Origin of the sequence: Lactonifactor sp. BIOML-A5 (genome assembly GCF_009677585.1) — a bacterium.
Classification (GTDB): Bacteria; Bacillota; Clostridia; order Lachnospirales; family Lachnospiraceae; genus Lactonifactor.
Genome location: NZ_WKYV01000001.1, coordinates 112,038 through 131,591 on the forward strand (window position 1 = coordinate 112,038; position 19,554 = coordinate 131,591).

20 protein-coding genes and 1 tRNA gene are annotated in these 19,554 nt (G+C 44.8%); 3 read left to right on the forward strand and 18 right to left on the reverse strand.

The features are described 5' to 3' along the window. Window positions 1-48 precede the first annotated feature (48 nt). The 5 genes from metA to GKG41_RS00480 all read right to left on the reverse strand — a co-directional run bounded on the left by metA (window position 49) and on the right by GKG41_RS00480 (window position 6,001). A complete protein-coding gene (metA, locus tag GKG41_RS00460; protein ID WP_072848145.1) occupies window positions 49-969 on the reverse strand; it encodes a homoserine O-succinyltransferase in 921 nt (306 codons plus the stop codon). A gap of 180 nt (window positions 970-1,149) precedes the next feature. After that, window positions 1,150-2,691: a cardiolipin synthase gene (cls, locus tag GKG41_RS00465; protein ID WP_072848146.1), complete on the reverse strand. Its 1,542-nt coding sequence runs from the start codon at window positions 2,689-2,691 to the stop codon at window positions 1,150-1,152. 14 nt (window positions 2,692-2,705) lie between these two features. Beyond that, entirely contained in the window at window positions 2,706-4,655 is a 1,950-nt protein-coding gene (gene ligA, locus GKG41_RS00470; protein ID WP_154256337.1) for an NAD-dependent DNA ligase LigA, read from the reverse strand. A 4-nt stretch (window positions 4,656-4,659) separates the two neighbouring features. Beyond that, complete coding sequence (gene rluF / locus GKG41_RS00475) at window positions 4,660-5,400, reverse strand: 23S rRNA pseudouridine(2604) synthase RluF (RefSeq protein WP_072848150.1); 741 nt, start codon at window positions 5,398-5,400, stop codon at window positions 4,660-4,662. After that, window positions 5,375-6,001: a TetR/AcrR family transcriptional regulator gene (locus tag GKG41_RS00480; RefSeq protein ID WP_072848152.1), complete on the reverse strand. Its 627-nt coding sequence runs from the start codon at window positions 5,999-6,001 to the stop codon at window positions 5,375-5,377. Before GKG41_RS00480 ends, rluF begins: the two co-directional genes overlap by 26 nt. 201 nt (window positions 6,002-6,202) lie before the next feature. Here GKG41_RS00480 and GKG41_RS00485 point away from each other — a divergent pair, with 201 nt between their 5' ends. Continuing rightward, window positions 6,203-7,795 (forward strand): polysaccharide deacetylase family protein, encoded by a 1,593-nt coding sequence (locus GKG41_RS00485; protein ID WP_072848154.1) that lies wholly within the window; start codon window positions 6,203-6,205, stop codon window positions 7,793-7,795. A gap of 842 nt (window positions 7,796-8,637) precedes the next feature. Here the strand turns inward: GKG41_RS00485 and GKG41_RS00490 are convergent. The 10 genes from GKG41_RS00490 to GKG41_RS00535 all read right to left on the reverse strand — a co-directional run bounded on the left by GKG41_RS00490 (window position 8,638) and on the right by GKG41_RS00535 (window position 16,659). After that, the gene (locus GKG41_RS00490) at window positions 8,638-9,558 is read right to left on the reverse strand and encodes an SH3 domain-containing protein (protein WP_072848155.1); all 921 of its coding nucleotides are present in this window, start codon (window positions 9,556-9,558) and stop codon (window positions 8,638-8,640) included. Window positions 9,559-9,631: 73 nt separating this feature from the next. Then, window positions 9,632-9,704, reverse strand: a tRNA-Arg gene (locus GKG41_RS00495). A 102-nt stretch (window positions 9,705-9,806) separates the two neighbouring features. Continuing rightward, window positions 9,807-10,712, reverse strand: coding sequence for a DUF5688 family protein (locus GKG41_RS00500; RefSeq protein WP_072848729.1), 906 nt, complete (start codon window positions 10,710-10,712; stop codon window positions 9,807-9,809). Window positions 10,713-10,930: 218 nt separating this feature from the next. Next, entirely contained in the window at window positions 10,931-11,488 is a 558-nt protein-coding gene (gene efp / locus GKG41_RS00505; protein ID WP_072848157.1) for an elongation factor P, read from the reverse strand. A 71-nt stretch (window positions 11,489-11,559) separates the two neighbouring features. Further along, the gene (locus GKG41_RS00510) at window positions 11,560-12,066 is read right to left on the reverse strand and encodes a shikimate kinase (protein WP_072848159.1); all 507 of its coding nucleotides are present in this window, start codon (window positions 12,064-12,066) and stop codon (window positions 11,560-11,562) included. A gap of 1 nt (window position 12,067) precedes the next feature. Then, a complete protein-coding gene (locus GKG41_RS00515; protein WP_072848160.1) occupies window positions 12,068-12,568 on the reverse strand; it encodes a YqeG family HAD IIIA-type phosphatase in 501 nt (166 codons plus the stop codon). A 2-nt stretch (window positions 12,569-12,570) separates the two neighbouring features. Further along, window positions 12,571-13,485: a DMT family transporter gene (locus tag GKG41_RS00520; protein ID WP_084067520.1), complete on the reverse strand. Its 915-nt coding sequence runs from the start codon at window positions 13,483-13,485 to the stop codon at window positions 12,571-12,573. 26 nt (window positions 13,486-13,511) lie between these two features. Then, window positions 13,512-14,372: a patatin family protein gene (locus tag GKG41_RS00525; protein WP_072848163.1), complete on the reverse strand. Its 861-nt coding sequence runs from the start codon at window positions 14,370-14,372 to the stop codon at window positions 13,512-13,514. Window positions 14,373-14,388: 16 nt separating this feature from the next. After that, window positions 14,389-15,753: a citrate/2-methylcitrate synthase gene (locus GKG41_RS00530; protein WP_072848165.1), complete on the reverse strand. Its 1,365-nt coding sequence runs from the start codon at window positions 15,751-15,753 to the stop codon at window positions 14,389-14,391. A gap of 123 nt (window positions 15,754-15,876) precedes the next feature. Further along, window positions 15,877-16,659: a ZIP family metal transporter gene (locus tag GKG41_RS00535; protein WP_072848167.1), complete on the reverse strand. Its 783-nt coding sequence runs from the start codon at window positions 16,657-16,659 to the stop codon at window positions 15,877-15,879. 179 nt (window positions 16,660-16,838) lie between these two features. On the opposite strand from GKG41_RS00535, the gene GKG41_RS00540 reads away from it, so the two are divergent. Beyond that, window positions 16,839-17,393: a biotin transporter BioY gene (locus tag GKG41_RS00540; RefSeq protein WP_154256339.1), complete on the forward strand. Its 555-nt coding sequence runs from the start codon at window positions 16,839-16,841 to the stop codon at window positions 17,391-17,393. A 46-nt stretch (window positions 17,394-17,439) separates the two neighbouring features. Further along, on the forward strand, window positions 17,440-17,916 hold the full coding sequence (locus GKG41_RS00545; protein ID WP_154256341.1) for a hypothetical protein: 477 nt from the start codon (window positions 17,440-17,442) through the stop codon (window positions 17,914-17,916). A 65-nt stretch (window positions 17,917-17,981) separates the two neighbouring features. Here GKG41_RS00545 and GKG41_RS00550 read toward each other — a convergent pair whose 3' ends face one another. The 3 genes from GKG41_RS00550 to GKG41_RS00560 all read right to left on the reverse strand — a co-directional run bounded on the left by GKG41_RS00550 (window position 17,982) and on the right by GKG41_RS00560 (window position 19,342). Beyond that, window positions 17,982-18,263, reverse strand: a complete 282-nt coding sequence (locus tag GKG41_RS00550) for a DUF2325 domain-containing protein (RefSeq protein ID WP_072848173.1) — start codon at window positions 18,261-18,263, stop codon at window positions 17,982-17,984. A gap of 11 nt (window positions 18,264-18,274) precedes the next feature. Further along, entirely contained in the window at window positions 18,275-18,703 is a 429-nt protein-coding gene (locus GKG41_RS00555) for a flavodoxin (protein ID WP_072848175.1), read from the reverse strand. An 81-nt stretch (window positions 18,704-18,784) separates the two neighbouring features. Then, window positions 18,785-19,342, reverse strand: coding sequence for a DUF3793 family protein (locus tag GKG41_RS00560; RefSeq protein WP_154256534.1), 558 nt, complete (start codon window positions 19,340-19,342; stop codon window positions 18,785-18,787). Window positions 19,343-19,554: the final 212 nt, after the last annotated feature.

A 19,554-nucleotide genomic window follows, 5' to 3' on the forward strand; every position in this document is an offset into this window, starting at 1 on the left:
CAAAAGGGGACGTGTTCTTTTTAGAAAGAACACGTCCCCTTTTGCACCCTAAAACGGCGTCCCATCCAAGTCATACGGCGTCGTCTGATACACGTAATAATTCAACCAGTTCGTATAAAGATTATTGGCATGCGCCCTCCACATAAGAAGGGGCCGATCCTCCGAATTGTCATTGCTGTAGTAATTCTTAGGAATCTGAATATCCAGTCCTTTATTCAGATCTCTTTTATACTCACCATCCAGGGTCACCCTGTCATATTCCGGGTGTCCCATTACGTATATCTGTCTTCCTTCTTTAGCCATTCCCAGGAAAAAGCCGGCCTCCTCGGATTCTGCCAGTATAGTAATATCCTTACAAGCCTTGATATCCTCTAACGGTACCTCTGTATGACGGGAATGGGGAGCTAAAAAAGCATCGTCAAAGCCTCTCACCAGAGGGATTTTCCGGTTCATCACCTTATGCCAGAAGAGTCCGAACATCTTCTCAGAGAGTACCTTTTTCTTCAGCCCATAGTGATAGTACAAACCAGCCTGCGCCGCCCAGCAGAGATAAATGGTAGACGTTACATGCTTTTCTGTCCAGTCCATAATTTCTGTCAGCTCTTCCCAGTAATCCACTTCTTCAAACTCTATTAATTCCACAGGTGCACCTGTTATGATCATACCGTCAAACTTATTATTTTTCAGGTCCTCAAAGTGAAGATAGAATTTGTTCAGATGGCTGGTAGATGTGTTTTTAGACTCGTGACTGCTCATGGTCATAAATGAGACATCTACCTGAAGGGGCGTATTAGAAAGGGAACGCAGCAGCTGCAGTTCCGTCTCCTCTTTTAAAGGCATAAGGTTCAGAATTAATATCTGAATGGGACGTATGTCCTGATGGATGGCACGGTTTTCGTCCATCACAAATATATTCTCTTTCTCCAGTATCTCCTTTGCAGGCAAATCTCCCTGTACTTTAATCGGCATACCGTATTCCACCTACCTTTTTTATTTAATAACTCATTATAGCATAGAACAGGAAATGTGGAAAAGAATTATTTTCTGTACATTTGTTGTTTCTACACGGACACTATCACGGTCTGCTCCGCACACAGTAACACAATTTGCTAGTCTGTGGCATATGACAGGAACCACACATGGCCTGTTTTACATTAACGGAGCAAAAAGCCGCAGAATTTTGCCTTCCAGCCGCACGAAAACGCCCAGCTTTTTATAGTCTTCAAGCGCTATCTGTCTGCATTTCTTTAGAGTATCCTGAAAGTCCTGCTCTACCTGGCAGATCTCTTTATGGCGGTACAGGAAGGCTGCACATTCAAAATGAAGATACAGACTTCTGTAATCCATATTTATAGTTCCCACCACAGCTTTTTCATTGTCTGATGTAAAGACTTTAGCGTGTACAAAACCCGGTGTATACTCATAAATCTCTACCCCCGCCTCAATCAATTCATTGTAGTAGGTCTTAGCCAGGGCAAACGCTGTCTTTTTATCCGGAATGTGGGGCATTATAATTTTCACCTCAATTCCCCTTTTGGCGGCGTATGTAAGGGCCATAATCATTTCCTGATCCAGGATGAGATAAGGTGTCATGATATGCACATACGTTTTGGCTGTATTCAAAATATCCAGATATACTCTTTTGCCTACCCTCTCACTGCCAAATGGCACCACCCCGTAGGGAATTACAAAGCCGTCATTAGCAGGCCCCTTATGAGCAGGCACTATGTATGCCTTATAATTTTCTTCACGAAGCGTATCCACATTCCACATTTCCAGGAACATGAAGGTAAAACTCTTTGCTGCATCCCCCCGAAGCATAACCGCAGTGTCCTTCCAGTGTCCGAACCGCACTTTCTGATTAATATATTCATCCGCCAGATTTACACCGCCGGTAAAGGCTGTTTTTCCGTCAATTACAAGAATCTTTCTGTGGTCCCTATTGTTATAGTGGGAGGAGAAAAAGGCTTTAATAGGCGCGAACATTTTACATTGGATACCCATTGCCTTCAAATGGTCCGGGTAATGATAAGGCATCAGTGCCAGGCTGCACATTCCGTCATACAGAAAGCGAACCTCCACCCCCTCCCGAACCTTCTCTTTCAGGATCTCCAGAATCGAATTCCACATTATGCCCTCTTCTACAATAAAATATTCCATAAATATAAATTTCTCTGCCCTTTTAAGTTCCCGGAGCATAGCCTCGTATTTATCTTCACCCAGAGGAAAATAAGTAACATCTGTATTTTTATAAACCGGACAATTATCATACTGATACAGATAGGAGGCAAGGTGGCCCATCTCCGGGCTAATCCCCTCCAGTTCCTCCTGTACGTCCCTGTCCTGGACAACGTATTCTCTGGTACTTGCGGAAAGTAATCGAAGTCTCCTGTACATCAGCTTTGTGCCTGGCTGCAGCTCCATATAAATATAAAACAGTGCCCCGAAGACGGGAACTATAAGAACAGGTATCATCCATACCAGCTTAAAATCGGGATTTCCCCGTTTATTTACAATGTGCAGCAGCACGGCAAAGCCTATGACAGTAAATCCCCCATAGACATAGAACACGTCATCTCTCAGCCACAAAAAGGCGGCAAACAGCGCGAAAAGCTGCAGGAGAATGGCAAGTATGACTACGATCGTTCTCCCAAATATAATTCCTTTAATTCCTTTTTTGCTCTCTTCCATTGCTTAACAGGCCTCTATCCTAACATATTTAAAAACTCTTCTTCTGTAATGATGGGAACGCCCAGCTCTTTTGCCTTTTTATTCTTTGAGGAAGCAGAAGCTGAATCGTTGTTGATCAGGTAATTCGTCTTTGAGGTAACGCTTCCGGTCACTTTACCGCCTTTGGACTCGATCAGCTCCTTTATCTCTCCCCGGTTGGCAAAGCGCTCCACACTTCCCGTTATTACAAAATTCAACCCCTTGAATGTCTGCTCTTCATCCCTTGCAACCTCCTCCAGCTGCAGATGAGACATCAGGTGGTCCAGAGCTCTTCGGTTCTCCTCTTTGTCAAAATACTCCCGGAACGTCCTTGCGATTACCGGACCAATCCCTTCAATGCTGCTGATAGCTTCCTCGTCAGCCTCTGTCATTTTCTCCAGATCGTAGCCGAATTCTCTGCAAATCACTTTGGCATTAGCTAGTCCTATGTTTGCAATTCCCAGACTATAGATCACCCTTGGCAAAGTGGTGTTTTTGGACTTTTCAATGCTGGTTATCAGATTATCATAAGACTTCCTTCCAAACCCCTCCATCTCAACAATCTCGTCCTCATACTGCGCCAGCTCATAGATATCCCCAAAATCCCGGATAAAGCCTCTTGCCACGAATTTCTCCAGGGTGGCTTCTGACAGCCCGTCAATATTCATGGCATCTCTGCTCACAAACAGCGTAAAGGATTTGATCCGTTTTGCCTGACACTCCCGGTTCATACAATACAGAGATTCTACTTCATTGGTCTTGATCACCTTTGCTTCCTGTCCGCATACCGGGCAGGTATCCGGGATCGTAAGATGGTTGCTTCTTGTTAAGTTTTCTGCAATCTGAGGAATGATCATATTGGCCTTATATACCTGGATACGATCACCGATTCCCAGTTCCAGTTCTTTTAGTATACTGATGTTGTGTACACTGGCACGGCTCACTGTGGTCCCCTCCAGCTCTACCGGCTCAAAGATGGCCACTGGATTGATCAAACCGGTTCTGGAAGGACTCCATTCTATCTCTTTTAATGTCGTCTCCCGGATCTCATCTGCCCATTTAAATGCATAGGCATTTCTTGGAAATTTGGAAGTACTTCCCAGCGACTCTCCGTAGGCGATGTCATCGTACAGGGCCACCAGACCATCTGAAGGAAAATCATTTTTCACTACCTGTTCAGAAAAATATTCCATGGCTTCATCCAAAGTTTCCGCCGTAACCATGCGATATTCCACCACATCAAACCCCTGCCCCCGCAGCCATTCCATCTGTTCCTTTCTGGAATTGTGAAACTCCACATCCTGTGCAGTCACCAGAGAAAAGGCATAAAATCTGACATTTCTCTTCGCCGTAATCTCGTTATTCAGCTGCCGCACAGAACCGCTGCACAGATTTCTCGGATTCTTATATCTGGCATCCACATCCTCTATTTCTTCGTTGATTTTTTTAAAATCAGAATAGGTTATCACAGCTTCCCCCCTAAGAATAAGCTGCCCCTTGTGAGCAATCTGAAGGGGAATATTTTTAAATACCTTTGCATTATTGGTAATTACTTCCCCCACCACCCCATTTCCCCGGGTAACCGCCTTTATGAGTGTCCCTCCCTCATAAGTCAGTACAATGGTAAGACCGTCCAGCTTCCAGGAGAGAAGGGTTCTGTGCTCTCCCACAAAGTCTCTGAGCGCTTCTACATCCTTTGTCTTATCCAGAGAAAGCATAGGGCTCCCATGCGCCTCTTTGGGCAGCTCATCCAGGGACTCATATCCCACAGATACCGTTGGACTTCCGGCCAGAGTAACTCCTGTCTCCTTCTCCAGCTTCTGAAGCTCGTCGTACAATTTATCATACTCCAAGTTACTCATTATTTCCCTGTCTTCCTGGTAATAAGCCTTGCCGGCCCTGGTTAAGAGACCCACCAGTTCTTTCATTCTTGCCATCGCATCCATTGCGTCACATATCATCCTTTCTGACTACTGTTGTATTGGAGGAGTCTTTAATCTGCTTCATAAGCTCCCGCCATTCTTTTTGGGTCACCGGACGGTATTGGCCTGCCGGCAGATCTCCCAATTCAATATTCATAATCCTGACTCTCTTTAGTCTTATCACCCTATAGCCTAAATATTCGCACATCCTTCGAATCTGACGGTTCAGTCCCTGTGTCAGGACAATACGAAAGCGCCTGGCGTCGATTCTCTCTACCCGGCACTTTCTTGTAACAGTGTCCAGGATTGGAATACCACCGGCCATCTGTCTCACAAATTCTTTTGTTACAGGCTTATCTACAGTCACAATATATTCTTTTTCATGGTAATTGCCGGCCCGCATCATCTTGTTCACAAGCTCCCCCTGATTCGTCATAAGAATCAGGCCTTCCGAATCCTTATCCAGCCTTCCTACAGGATAGATACGGGTATGATAATTGACAAAGCGGACAATATTATTCTTTACCTTTTCCTGGGAGGTACACTCAATTCCTCTGGGCTTATGTACAGCCAAAAGCACCTTTTCTTCCTCCCGTTTTACGGGCTTTCCTTCCACGAGTATCTTCTGAGAGGGCAGGATCTTCATCCCCACAGCGGCCCGCCTGCCGTCCACAGTAATCTTTCCTTCCTCCGCCAGACGATCTGCCTCTCTTCTGGAGCATACACCCGCCTCGCTCAAATACTTATTCAGACGTATGGGTTCCTGCATTATTCACATCCTCTTCTGACACCCGGAACTTATCCAGGAACATTGGCATAAGGGTTTTACTATAATCCGAAAGAGAGAGTCTTCCCTGGGATATGCACCAGTCATAGATAAATGCTCTCTCGCACAGGGCATAAACATTCGTTATTTCATAGGCTGACATCATGGTACTGATCTGGCCTCTTTTTTGACCCTCGTCCACGATCCGGTTCAACATGCGGAAATATATTCTGTTCTGATCCATAAGGTGCCTGTCACCCTTGGTAACCAGCTGGGAAGAATACATGGACGCAAGGATCTCCCGGTTTACATGTTCGTCAATCATTTTAAATAACTCCCGGTTTAAATATAACAATTTATCGAAGCTGTTCATCTCAGGATCCATCTCCTGCTCCAGATGCTCATACTTATTATCAAACAAATCCGATAATGTGGTCAGCAGAGCGTCCTTTCCACTAAAATAATGGTAAAACGTCCCTTTGGAGGTTCCCGAGCTGGCAATGATGTCATCTACCGTAGTATTATCATACCCACTCTGATAAAACAATTCCCAGGCAGCTTCCACAATCTTATCCTTTGTAGATATCTTTTTCTCCTGTTTCATCTGTCATTCCGCTCCTATCCGCTATAGCATATCCTTTATTATAACTGTTTCAGGTTGACAATTCAAGGAATAACCTGAGGAGATTACGGGCCCTCTTCATAAATTCTTAATTCTTCTTTTGCCCCAAAAAGCCCCTTCTTTCTTGTTTTTTCCCGTCCAGAGTGTATAATAAGGATGAACGTAAAGAAGGGGATTATAAATATGAGTGTAAAACGCAAATCTAAAAGACGGCGGCAGGTGGAAGTCGTCTTCTCGGTATTTCTCATCATAGCAATTGTTCTCGCGATTTTGATCGTACCGAGATACGTAACAGCCGCTGTAAAATCATATCAGAAAACCATGAAACTTCAGGAAGCTGCGTTAAAAGAAGACCATTGGGTATACAGTGAAAAGGGAAGGCGTTACGTGTACGCCGACGGAACTTCCCCCAGAAATAAATGGCTTGCAGTGGATCAAGTGAATTATCACTTTAATTCGGATGGTTATATGGATACCGGATGGCTTCAGGATAAGGGAACCCGGTATTATTTGAAGCCCGACGGCACCATACAGACAGGCTGGCTGAATGACCAGAACTCCTGGTACTATTTTAACGGGGATGGAACAATGGCCTCTGGATGGATTCTGGATCAGGATACCTATTACTTCCTAAAAGATGATGGCACTATGGCTACCGGGTGGATCGAAGACAACGGAAAACACTATTACCTCTCAGAAAACGGAGCCATGGCCACCGGATGGCTGGAGCTGAATGGGAACAACTATTACTTTGATGACAGCGGTGCTATGGCTACCGGATGGATTACCGTTGATGATAAAACCTACTTTCTAAGAGACGACGGTGTCATGACCATCGGCTGGATCACAGAAGGAGATCAGAAGTATTTTATGAATGCCGATGGATCCAAGGCAGTCAGCACCTGGATTGAAAGTGAAGGCAAGCGGTATTACTTTGACGAAAATGGTTCTCTGAAACCCTCCGGTTGGCTGGAAACTAATAACACATGGTATTACATACAGGAGGACGGTTCTGCGGCCACAGGATGGCTTCAGCTTGGAAAGCAATGGTACTATCTGAAAAATGACGGTTCTATGGCTACCGGATGGATCACAGATGAGAACGGCAAAGCTTACTTTATGAAAGATAACGGTGTCTGGGACCCTAATGCTAAAAAAGAGACACCATCTGCTGGAGGCGGCCCTATGGTCGCCCTTACTTTTGACGATGGTCCAGGCAAATATACAGACGGTATTCTTACTGTTCTGCAGCAAAACAACGCCAAAGCCACCTTTTTTATGCTTGGCAAACTGATCCCAAAATACCCTGAGACAGTAAAGCGGATGAAAGCTCTGGGCTGTGAACTGGGCAATCATTCCTACGATCACTCCGATCTGAGTAAAATGGATGCCGCCGGGGTATCCTCCCAGATCAATACTACAAACCAGGCACTTGTAGATCTGGTGGGAGAAGGCGCTTCCTGCGTACGCCCGCCCTACGGCGCCTTCAATCCCACTGTCCGCAGCGCGGCAGGAGCACCTTTAATCCTCTGGTCCATCGACACCCTGGACTGGAAAACCAGGGATACCCAGACCACCATAGACACGGTGCTCAACAATGTCAAAGACGGCGACATTGTTCTCATGCACGATATCCATGAACCTTCCGCAAAAGCTGCAGAAACTTTGATACCTGCCCTCAGGGAAATGGGATATCAGCTTGTAACAGTAAGCGAATTAGCGGCAGCAAAGGGGATTCCTTTAGAGAATGGGAAGGCGTATGGGGAGTTTCATTAAATTATAGTTTTGTGTATATGAAGCTCGAGGTGAAATAGTCGGCGAGCGGAGTGTCGCAGACGGACGGTCAAGGGAGGAGGTCTTGGGGCCAGGGGTACTGTGTGGATCTGCTTGCTGCTGCGTTTCTCCTCAGCTAACTGCCTGGCCGTTCACTAAGAAGCTCAGGAAAGCCTTCGCTCCTAAGTGACCGCCGGCAGTGGATCTTCGGACGCACTCCGTAGTCTGCGCAGTTCCACACAGTACCCCTGGCCCCAAGACCTCCTCCCTCGACCTGGCAGAGACTCACTTCACATTCACGGAAAACGGGGGGAAAGGTCGAGAGTTGTACACTTTTCCTCTTATTTCTCACTATTGTCCGCTTGATGTTTTGGATAAATAGCTCCCCCTGGAACTTCTCCATACCCAGGTGAGAGGAATTCTGCGGCGGTGGGCTGGCTGGTTCGGGCGGGAGGGAGGCTTAAGTTCCGGGGACGATTCCGCAGGAGTGACTAGAGAGTCTTAGGCAAAACCGGGATTTCCGCAGGAGATTTTTTCGGCAGTCAGGGCCGAAAAAAAGTGAGCATGTGCAGAGAATGCACATCAAGCATTCTTTGCACATACGAACGGTGCTCCGGCGGGGATTCCGGTTTTGTCTTAGACTCTCTTCGCGACGGAGGTGTCCCCGGAACTTAAGCCTCCCTCCCGCCCGGACCAGCCAGCCCGCTGCCGCGGGAGTCCTCTCACCGTCCCCCTGCCACCTACACCTGCCGTCCTGAATCACCTTGAGCCGAAGTCCAAGCGCTACACCCCTAAATCCCAATTTTCAACAAAAAAGGAGCTGCATCACCTGCAGCCCCATACTATCACTGTAACAAATCCCCGCGGACATACCCTGTCTTGCCGTCAAACTCGATCTTAATCCAGCCATTATCCGCATTCTCTATTTTCTTTACCTGTTCACCAGCCTCTAATTCACCGATTTTTTCTGAATCAGTATCTGCTTCTGCTCTGACGTTGCATCCATTGATTGCCGAAACTGTAGAACCGTCGGCAGCCATGCTGGCAGTGGTAGTTTCACTTCCAAGCTGGTCTTCAAACTCCCGAAGCTTGTCATCCGATTCCTGGGCTTCCTGGAATTCTTTCTGCACCTTGCTAATCAGTTCTTTTACATCTTCTTCCTGAACCACTTTGGCAATATAGTCCTGGACTTCTTTGTCATCATCATCTTTATGGATGTATACCTTTCCCTCATCATCTGTCTCAACATATACCTGAGTCAAACCGGGGGCAGGTGTGTCAATATCTACAAATTTCAGGTCATAGGAGACAAATACTACATAACTTCCCTCTGTCAGACCTTTTTTGGTGTAAGTGTCAATATTGCTGTAGCTTTCAATGTATGTAGAATTCAGCACTTTGGCCTCATCTGCAGAATCAAAGCTGTCTGTTACTCTTTTCATACTGTCAATATCTTTGTTGCCCCAGGCAGTATAAAAAGTATTGATGATTGCATTTACTTCAGGGTAGGCATTTTTCTGTAAGGCATCCTTGTCTTCTGTATTCGTATCTTGTGCATCTTTGGAAGAGTCATCTGATTTTTCGGATCCGCCAGATGTTTTTTCCTGTTCCGTTTTCTGTTTGGGCTCACTGCCTTTATCCTTATCTCCAGAACCGAATAAGGCTTTTGCTCCAAAAAACAGAACCACAAGAACGACTAAAATCGCCAGACCAAGTAAGATATATCTTAGGTTGTCTGACAGCCATTCTCTAAAATTGTCTAACATGATTGTCCTCCTTTAAACCATAGCATTCAATCTCCCTTATTCTTGCTATGCTCTCCCCCTATAGTGAAACAAACGCATCCGGAGGGATTCGAACCCCCGACACGTGGTACCGGAAACCACTGCTCTATCCCCTGAGCTACGGATGCATATCAGTCACTATTAATCAATCACCCAGCTATCATACCATAAAATTTTGAACTTGTAAAGGCAGAGGGGAAATTTATTGGCGCTTCCCCCCTGCATACGGTCTAAATTAAGGCCGCTATTTTACGTTCTCTCCGGTCAAAATAGTATACATGATCTGAGAGTATCTCTGTAGGTTCCACATGGGAGGCATTCACCTCCCGCACCATTGCAGACAGTTCTGAAGGGGAATATTCCCCGGAATCGGGGATTAGAATACATTCGTGAATACTGCTGGGCAGTATATAAAAGCTGGCCTTTAGAATACGGCCGATATGATTCAAAAGCTCTGGGTACAGGAGACAGGAAGCTCCGTAATACTTATCCTCATTTGTAAGTATAAACATGCCGTCGTCCGCCATGTCAGAATCATCTGCGGGTGCTTCCCAATCAGAATCCTCCTCCAGGAGAGCTTGTATCATCTCCCCCATCCCCCGAAAGGTATACGGGAGTTTTTCAGGGGTATTGCGGTTTGCTGACTGAAAAAGCTCTTCTTTTGTGATCTTCCAGTGTTCCAGATTGTTGTTGTGAATCAGTACTGTAGCGCCGGAGAGAGAGGTTTCCTCCAGACGGTAGTAAAAGGCTACTGCCAAGTCCATATAAGGGTAATGAGGAATTCTCTCCAGCAGTTCTTTGTTTTTTTCATAATTTATTAGTTTATAATAAATCTGATCTTTCACTTTTTGATAATCACCGAAAGCCTCCATGGAGATATCAGATACATTCCCCAAAAGATACTGCCTTCTTATCTCCCGTACAACCTTGTAGAATTCCAGCCCGCCCTCGAAGGCTTCGTAGTAGGGATCCAGGTAAATCACGGGCGCTATCCTTTCCTCCTTCTTTCTGATAGAAATCCCCTGGCAACATACGCCATTATTCTTCTGGACCTGCTGAAGCGTAATACTCACCTCCTCTCCCATCTCTTGGCAGAGGGCATCTCTGAGCCGGAGTCTGAATGTTTTGTAATCCAAATAATCATCCTTTCTGTAGATTTTTTATTTTTATACGGCTTTTTTCTGCAGTGTACCCTGATTGCGCACACGTCCGAAGCAATGAATGCATGAAAAGAAAGCCATAGAAAAACCATAGCCGATAGATCTGTATTTACTTCTTTTTATTATGGGAACTGGTGCACGAATGTGCCTGAAAAAAGGACCCGCCGCTTATGACACGGCGGGTAATCATGCTGTTATACGCGTGAAAGATATTCGCCAGATCTGGTATCAATCTTAATCTTGTCTCCCTGATCCACAAACAGAGGCACATATACCACAGCTCCAGTCTCAACTGTAGCAGGCTTTGTAGCTCCCTGTGCAGTATCTCCCTTAAAGCCCGGTTCTGTTTCTGTAATCTCCAGTTCAACAAACAGCGGAGGCTCAACAGCGAATACGTTGCCATTATAAGAACATACCTTCACCATCTCATTTTCTTTTACAAATTTTAATGCATCTCCGATATCGTCAGCGTTTAATGCAATCTGATCATATGTCTCCACATTCATAAAGTGGAATAAGTCACCATCAGAATACAGATATTGCATATCAACACGATCAATGTGCGCCTGAGGGAACTTCTCAGTAGGTCTGAAAGTTTTTTCCACAACTCCGCCATTGATAATATTTTTTAACTTTGTTCTAACAAACGCAGCACCTTTTCCTGGTTTTACATGCTGAAATTCGATAATTTGAACGACATTACCATCAATCTCTAATGTAATACCATTTCTAAAATCTCCTGCTGAAATCATATAGATATTCCTCCTTAATCGTACCTCAGGAAAATCCAAATATTTTCCCGCTATCTTACATTCTATAATACCTAATCTAAATTTTCAACTATTTTCTCAATAATCTTTCCAAAGGACTGTCTGCTGGTGTCGACTTCCAGGTCCGCCGCTTCCCGGTAAGCCTCCTCTCTTTCCTCCATTAATGAGATGATCTTCTTCCGGAGATCACCGCCCTGAAGCATAGGTCTTGAAGTGTCTGTCTCCAGCCTTTCCGCCAGAACATCCACAGTAGCAGTCAAAAAAATCACTTTCCCCATGTTTCTAAGGTACGGCTTATTCTGGGACTGCACAGGGAGTCCGCCGCCCACGGATATGACACAGGGGCTGCTCGTCTCTGAAAGCTCTTTTATGGCCTCTGTCTCCAGCTGCCTGAAATACGTCTCTCCAAATCCTGCGAAAATATCACTCACAGACATTCCCATTTTCTGTTCAATCATTTCATCTGTATCTACAAAAGTGAGGTCCAGACGTTTTGCAAGCCTTTTTCCTACGGAGGTCTTCCCGCACCCCATAAAACCAATCAGCACTATGTGATTCACTTTATATTCCTCTTTTCTTTTTGTAAAAATATAGCACTATTTTCTCCAGATACCGTTTCAGCACAATCTGTATCTCCTCCCTGGGATGTATGGGCTGCACTAAAACGGTGGGGATTCCGGCTCTTTTTGCGCCATAGATATCTGTAAAGAGCTGATCACCGATAAATAACGTATTTGTCTGATTGGTCCCCAGCAGTTTCATGGCTCTGAGATAATTCTTTGGGGAGGGTTTGTGGGCATTCTCTATAAATTTGACCTGTACCTGTTCATTAAAAGATGCTACTCTCTCCCGCCGATTGTTTGAGATCAGACAGCAGCCGAATCCCAATTCCTTTAGATGGGAAAAAAGCTCCATGGCTCTTTTGTCCGCCGGCGCTCCATGAGGCACCAGTGTATTGTCAATATCAAAAAGCAGCCCCCGGTATCCTTCCCGGTACAAGCGGTCAAAATCTATCTTATAGGCAGATTCCAGATATTCATCCGGATAAAATTTTTCAAACATATCTATTCCTCCGTCTTTCTCTCCCTCACGACCGGCATTCTCAAAAATTCCAACTTCGTCTCAGCCGTAATAACTGCGGCAAAAAGCAGCAGACATCCCACGATCATTCTGCCTGTCATTATCTCTCCCAAAAGCAGAACCGAAAACAGGACTCCGAATACGGATTCCATAGATAAAAGAAGGGATGCTGTGTTGGGTGTCGTATATTTCTGGCAGACATTCTGAAGGAGAAATGCCAGCATGGTGCTCAGTACGCCGAGATACAGCATCCCGATGATAATGTCTTTTTGGAATGCCCCTGCAGGGAATCCCCCGTCCATAACCGGAGATACTATCCACGAAAAAATCGCTGCAAACCCCAGCTGCAGAATGGTAAGAACTACAGGATCCTGCTTTTCCGTGTACCGATCAATATAAATCATATGAAGCGCATACCCGAATCCACAGATTAAGGTAAGCACATCACCTATATTCATGGTCAAATCGCCTTTCAGCGACAGCATTCCAATCCCCACAATGGCAAGGAATGCCGCAGCAATACAGAATGCATCCGGCTTTTTATGATTCATCATCCAATGTAAAAAAGGGACAATTACCACATAAACTGTAGTTAAAAAAGCATTCTTACCCGCTGTTGTATAGTCACATCCTATTGTCTGCAGAAGATAACTCATAAATAGAAGGAACCCTAACACAGCTCCTTCTTTTATTATTTTCCTATTTAGAAACTTTAGACGCTTCCAAAAAATAGCTGCCAGGAGTACGGCAGCGATGGTAAAACGAAATGCCAGCATATAAGAGGCTGGTATCAGATCCAGGGAGTTTTTCACTACCACAAATGCAAATCCCCAGATAATTGCTGTTCCCAAAAGCCCAAAGCTGGCTAAAACTTGTATTTTCTTATCTGTTGTACTCACAATACTTTTCCTGTCCTTATTTCCTTCTATTTCTCCAAAAAATCCTTCATGGCTTCAAACTGTTCTTTCATTGTATCATAACCATGCTGATAAAACTCTATAAGATGTTCATACTTTTGTTCCGTTCTGGATACTGGTTTTACAGAGGGGCGTACCACGAAAACTTTTCCCTCTCTCTCCCATTTTTCAATATACTCCAATGTCCTGTTATACCGATCCGCACGGGAGAATATCGTTCGAATCAGATTTGGATACCCGGAGTAGGCTGCCACATACAGGCTTTTGCTTTTTTTTAGATTTCTTTTTCTGTAGCCGTAATTCCTTGTGAGAATAATGACATTCTTTTTATGTCCTGTTTTCAGGGAATGTATAATGGGAATAGAATCCGCCAATCCGCCGTCCAGATAAGGAATGCCGTCTACGGTGACCATAGGGCTTGCCAGAGGAATGCTGCTGGAAGCTCTGCATATTTTCATAAGTCTTTCCTTTTTTACCGTCTCATTCAGATACTCAGCTTTACCTGTGATACAATTGGTAACCACCAGTTCGCACTGAAGAGAAGACTGAAAGTACGTATCGTAATCAAAAGGATAGATTTCATTGGGATATTTATCGAAAATCATGTCCATATCAAAGAGACTTCTGTTTTTAATTGTCTTTTTCAAGTCAAAATAACGATTTTCTTTCTCTTTGTGTATCATACAGTCTTTCGTCCTGCCCGCCTGCCTTGACACATAGTCTACGGCATTGCAGGCGCCGGCAGAGACTCCTGCAATATAAGGAATATAGTAATCCTGTTCCATAAGATAATCCAGGGCCCCGGAAGTAAAGACGCCTCTTGTGGCGCCTCCTTCCAATACAAGACCTGAACCTTTTTTTGCTGTCATATTTATACGTCTCCTATTATTTTCTGTCATGCAGCGGGGTATACGCCTGTTCCGGCATAACGCTCTTATAAGCCGGCCGTATAATTTTGTCTGTGTTGATCAGCTCCTCCATCCTGTGAGCACTCCATCCTACAATACGTGCGATGGCAAACATAGGGGTATAGAGCTCCAACGGAAGATTCAGCATACTGTAGACAAATCCGCTGTAAAAGTCTACATTGGCGCTTACACCTTTATATATATGGCGTTCCTCAGCAATTACCTGTGGGGCAAGGCGCTCTACCATAGAATACAGGCCGTAATCCTTATTCCTGCCTTTTTCTTTTGCCAGCTTCTCTACGAAGCCCTTAAATATCTGAGCTCTCGGATCAGAAATAGAATATACCGCATGACCCATACCATAGATAAGCCCTCGTTTGTCAAAGGCCTCCCTGTGGAGAAGTTTTACCAGATAATTTCTGACTTCGTCCTCGTCCTTCCAGTCATGCACATGCTTTTTCATATCATCAAACATGCTGACTACCTTAATATTTGCTCCGCCGTGTTTCGGACCTTTTAAGGAACCTAATGCTGCGGCTATGGTAGAATACGTATCCGTGCCGGAGGAAGAAACCACATGGGTTGTAAAGGTAGAGTTATTACCGCCGCCATGTTCCATATGGAGAACCAGGGCAAGATCCAGAATAGTTGCTTCCAGAGGTGTATACTCTTTATCCGGCCTCAGCATTAACAGGATGTTCTCTGCAGTTGACAGTTCCTTTGCGGGATGGTGAATGAAAAGGCTTTTATCCTTATTATAATGCTGGTGGGCCTGGTATCCATATACGGAAAGCATGGGAAATACACTGATGAGATTGATACATTGACGAAGTACGTTTGGAAGAGAGATATCTTCCGGATTCTTATCGTAGGAATATAAAGTGAGAACGCTTCTGGACAGAGTATTCATCATATCCCTGCTTGGTGCTTTCATAATTACATCTCTGACAAAATTTCTGGGCAGAGAGCGCTGGGCTGCCAGCATCTTTTTAAATTCTTCCAGTTGAGTTTCTGTGGGCAGAACACCGAACAGAAGCAGATACGTTACTTCCTCAAAACCAAACCGCTTCTCCTGAAGAAATCCCCGGGTTAAGTCGTAGATGTTAATGCCTCTGTAATATAACTCTCCCTCACAGGGAACAGACTCACCATCTACTTCTTTATATGCCTGTATATTGGAAATCTGTGTCAAACCTGCCAGTACACCTTTTCCGTTCAAGTCGCGGAGTCCGCGCTTCACATCGTACTTTCCATATAGAGAAACGTCCATTTTACTGTTATCCAGGCAAATCTGTGTCAATTCTTCTAGCTGTGGTGTCACCTTCATATTAAATGCTGCCATAGTACTTTCTCCCCTTTCTACTTTTTAAAGTATTTTGTATACTTAACGCATTACTATATTATAGCATTAAAATATAAGGGAGCACAATACAAGGAATTCTAAAATAAATATGAACAGCATTCATTATCCCAGTGCCACATCCAGTATCATCATTAAAAGAAATCCGGTCATAACCCCCAAAGTTCCCAGATGAGAGTGTTCATCCAGATTTGCCTCCGGGATCAATTCCTCTGTCACTACATAGATCATGGCCCCTGCCGCAAATGCCAGAAGCCATGGCATTACTGCCTGGGCTCTCATTGCCAGCATAGCCGCCAGCACACCTGCTATTGGTTCCACAATTCCCGACATGCTGCCATACAAAAATGCTTTCCACCTGGGCAGCCCCTCCTGTCTGAGAGGCAGTGAGATAGCCGCTCCTTCCGGGAAGTTCTGGATGCCGATTCCGACTGCAAGGGCCACAGCAGCTGCAAGAGCTGCCGGATCCGCCCCTTCTGTCACTGCAAGGGCAAAAGCAACACCCACTGCCATGCCTTCCGGAGCATTGTGAAGTGTAACCGCGAAAACCAGCATAGTCGTACGTTTTAATTTTGCCGGGAGTCCTTCTCTTGTATTGGAATTCGCATGAATATGTGGGAGAAGCTTATCCATCAGGCAGAGAAATATCCCTCCCAGGGCAAATCCCCCCGCTGCCGGTATCCATCCAATCAACCCCATCTCTTCAGCCTGGTCAATGGCCGGAATCAGCAGGGACCACACGGACGCTGCGATCATTACCCCTGCTGCAAATCCAAGAAAGACTCTCTGGTACTCCTCTTTCATCTCCTTCCGGAAAAAGAATACTACCGCAGCTCCGAGGCTGGTCATTAAAAATGTAAACCCTGTTCCTCCAAGGGCATAAAGCATTGATTGTGCCAAATCTTCTACCTCCTTTACGTTAAAGTCTTCTTCATTTTACCATATCCTATTTTAAAAATATAGGGTATCCCTTTCCTCCGCAAATTGTTAACCAAAATAATATAATAGTTGACAATCTATATTATCTTTTATATAATGCTCATAGAAAATGAAAAAGGAGATCACATATGCCCCAGGAAAAAATAAAATCACTCTCTGTGAAAAGCTTAACACTCATAGGCCTTATGACAGCAGTTACCTGTATACTGGGTCCTCTGTCTATTCCCTTACCCTTCAGCCCAGTCCCTATATCCTTCACAAATCTGGCTATTTATCTGTCTGTCTTTGTTCTGGGGATGAAAAAGGGTACGGTAAGCTATATCGTATATCTATTATTAGGAATGGTTGGTCTTCCGGTATTCTCAGGATTTACCGGAGGACTTGGAAAACTGGCAGGACCCACCGGAGGATACCTGGCAGGCTTTATTTTTCTGGCCATCATTGCAGGCTTTTGTGTGGATAAAGGCTATGGAAAACTGGCCTGGGCGGTGCCCGGTATGGCCGCCGGAACCATTGTCTGCTATCTGTTTGGTACACTTTGGCTTTGCATGCAGGCCAATCTGACTTTTTCAGCAGGCCTTGCCGCGGGAGTAATCCCCTACCTGCCAGGTGACATTGCCAAAATCATCCTGGCCTCACTAGTTGGACCGGCTTTGCGAAAGGGCGTCCAGCGGCTGCAATAAATACCTGCCCCCTGCATATACTGATAAAAAACGAAAAGAGTTATGTATGGCTATTTCTTATATTCCAGTCTATGGAATCATTCAGAATATGGAAAATGTATCCGGGCAGTGCTGCCAGCAGCTGGTTACCCTGCGAACAGAAGAGGGTGTTGTCCGTCTTATGCTGGCCCCCGATACCTATGTAATAGGTAGCGTCCGCCTGCGTCCGGGTATGTCTGTAGCAGCTTTTTACGACGGCAATGCACCGGTTCCTCTGATTTATCCGCCCCAGTACCGGGCCTTGATTATGGGACAGCGCAATCCGCTGGAGAATATTGCGGTCAATTTCTTTGACAGCACACTAACTGCCAGCGACGGTTCTCTGAAATTAAACCCAGGTCCATCCACAGATGTGATCACTTCAAACGGGCAGCGCTTTTCCTGTAGTCTGGCAAACCAGACTTTAATCGTGTACTACCGGGCCACTACCAGAAGCATACCGCCTCAGACCACACCGAGAAAAATAATCGTTTTATGTAAGTAAAAAAAGGCGCTGCAAAACCGGCCTTCCAGTCGGTTTTGCAGCGCCTTTTTATCCCCTCCCTTGTACTAACCACAGTACCCTTCCAGGATCTGTTCTAAAGCACTTCCGCTGCTGCTGTGGCATCTTATAATTTCAGTGTCATTTCTTTTCGCCTCATCTACCGCACATTTCACCATTTTGTGAGAAACTGTATTTGTAAACAATACAAATAGATCCGGGGTTCCCACCTGTTTTTTCAGATCCCCTGCCATCTGGGTAAATACCTTTGCCTTACAATTATATTTTTTGCAAATATTTTTATATCTGGTTGCCATCCTGTCATGGCCTCCTATAATTACAACACTCATACACTCCCCCTTTATATCCTGGCCAAGGCCTCGCCCATAGCCTTTAAAGCAGCCTCTGCCTCATCATCGGGCTCGTTGTTTGCAATCACGCAGTCGCAGACAAAGACTGCTCCGACTTTTTCACACTGACTTTTCCAGTTGTCCATCCACTCGCCAGTTCCCCAGTCATAGGAACCAAACAGTGCGATCTTTTTTCCCCTGAGCTTTTCCTCCACCGCCTCAAACATGGGCAGAAATTCTGTTTCCTCCAGTTCTTCATCTCCCATAGCCGGGCACCCGAAAGCAATAGCCTCGTACTGGTCTGCAAGCCCAGATCCGAAGGTTTCCGGTGTAAACACATCCGGCTCAGAGCCTGCCCGGACTGCCCCGGCTTTTACAAAATCAGCCATAGCCTCCGTATTACCTGTTCCGCTCCAATATACAATTGCAATTTTACTCATAATCACCTCTCCTTTTTTCTATGAAACAATTTATTTTCTAAGAATAACGTTTCTTTTTTCAGCAGTAAAGGATCTTCTTAACTATAAGGATACCGTTAACTGCCTGATTGATTTTCCCTGGAGAAAAAGCCGGCTGTAGATCCGCCTGCATTTTTCATATAAAGCAAACGTTCTTTTGGCTGACTCCTCTTCGCAATATACTTTCCAGCAGCCGCACATACGGCATTTTTTTCCTCCATATTCAATGAAGCCTTCTACGTCATGAATGGGGTATCCCAAAAAAAGACCTATTTCATGGGGAAAACAGGAAAAATTCTCACAGCGGAGGCTTAAGTGCTGCATACATTCTTCTGTGTTCATCCCAGCATAACCATATTTCTTAAGAATTTGCTCTGCCTTTTCTTCCTGTAAAACATTCTGCAGTCTGCTAACTCTGTAGACATAAATCAAGGCTTTTCTCTCTGATTTTCTGAGAATCCTAAGCTGAATTCCCTTCTCCTCCAGTTCTTTATTCCACAGTCTGATGAATGTTTCCGGATCTTTGGCCTCATCCACAGGATAAGCAAATAAGTTACCTGTTTTTAACCCTGCAAGTGTGGGGGAACAATGACGAATCAAAAACTGTGCAAATTCATCCATGGTACCCAATCAATACTACACTCCTTTCTTTTAGTTAGTTAAAACTAACTTATAATTAAAAAAATATACGCTGCTATTGCTTCGTCACTGATGCTGCTATGTCAACCAATTGTTAGTTATGACTAACTTTAGTCCTATCATAAGACATTAAGAACCATTTGTCAATCAAAACGTGATTCTTAAATTGAGATAATTTATCTTCAAAACTCTTG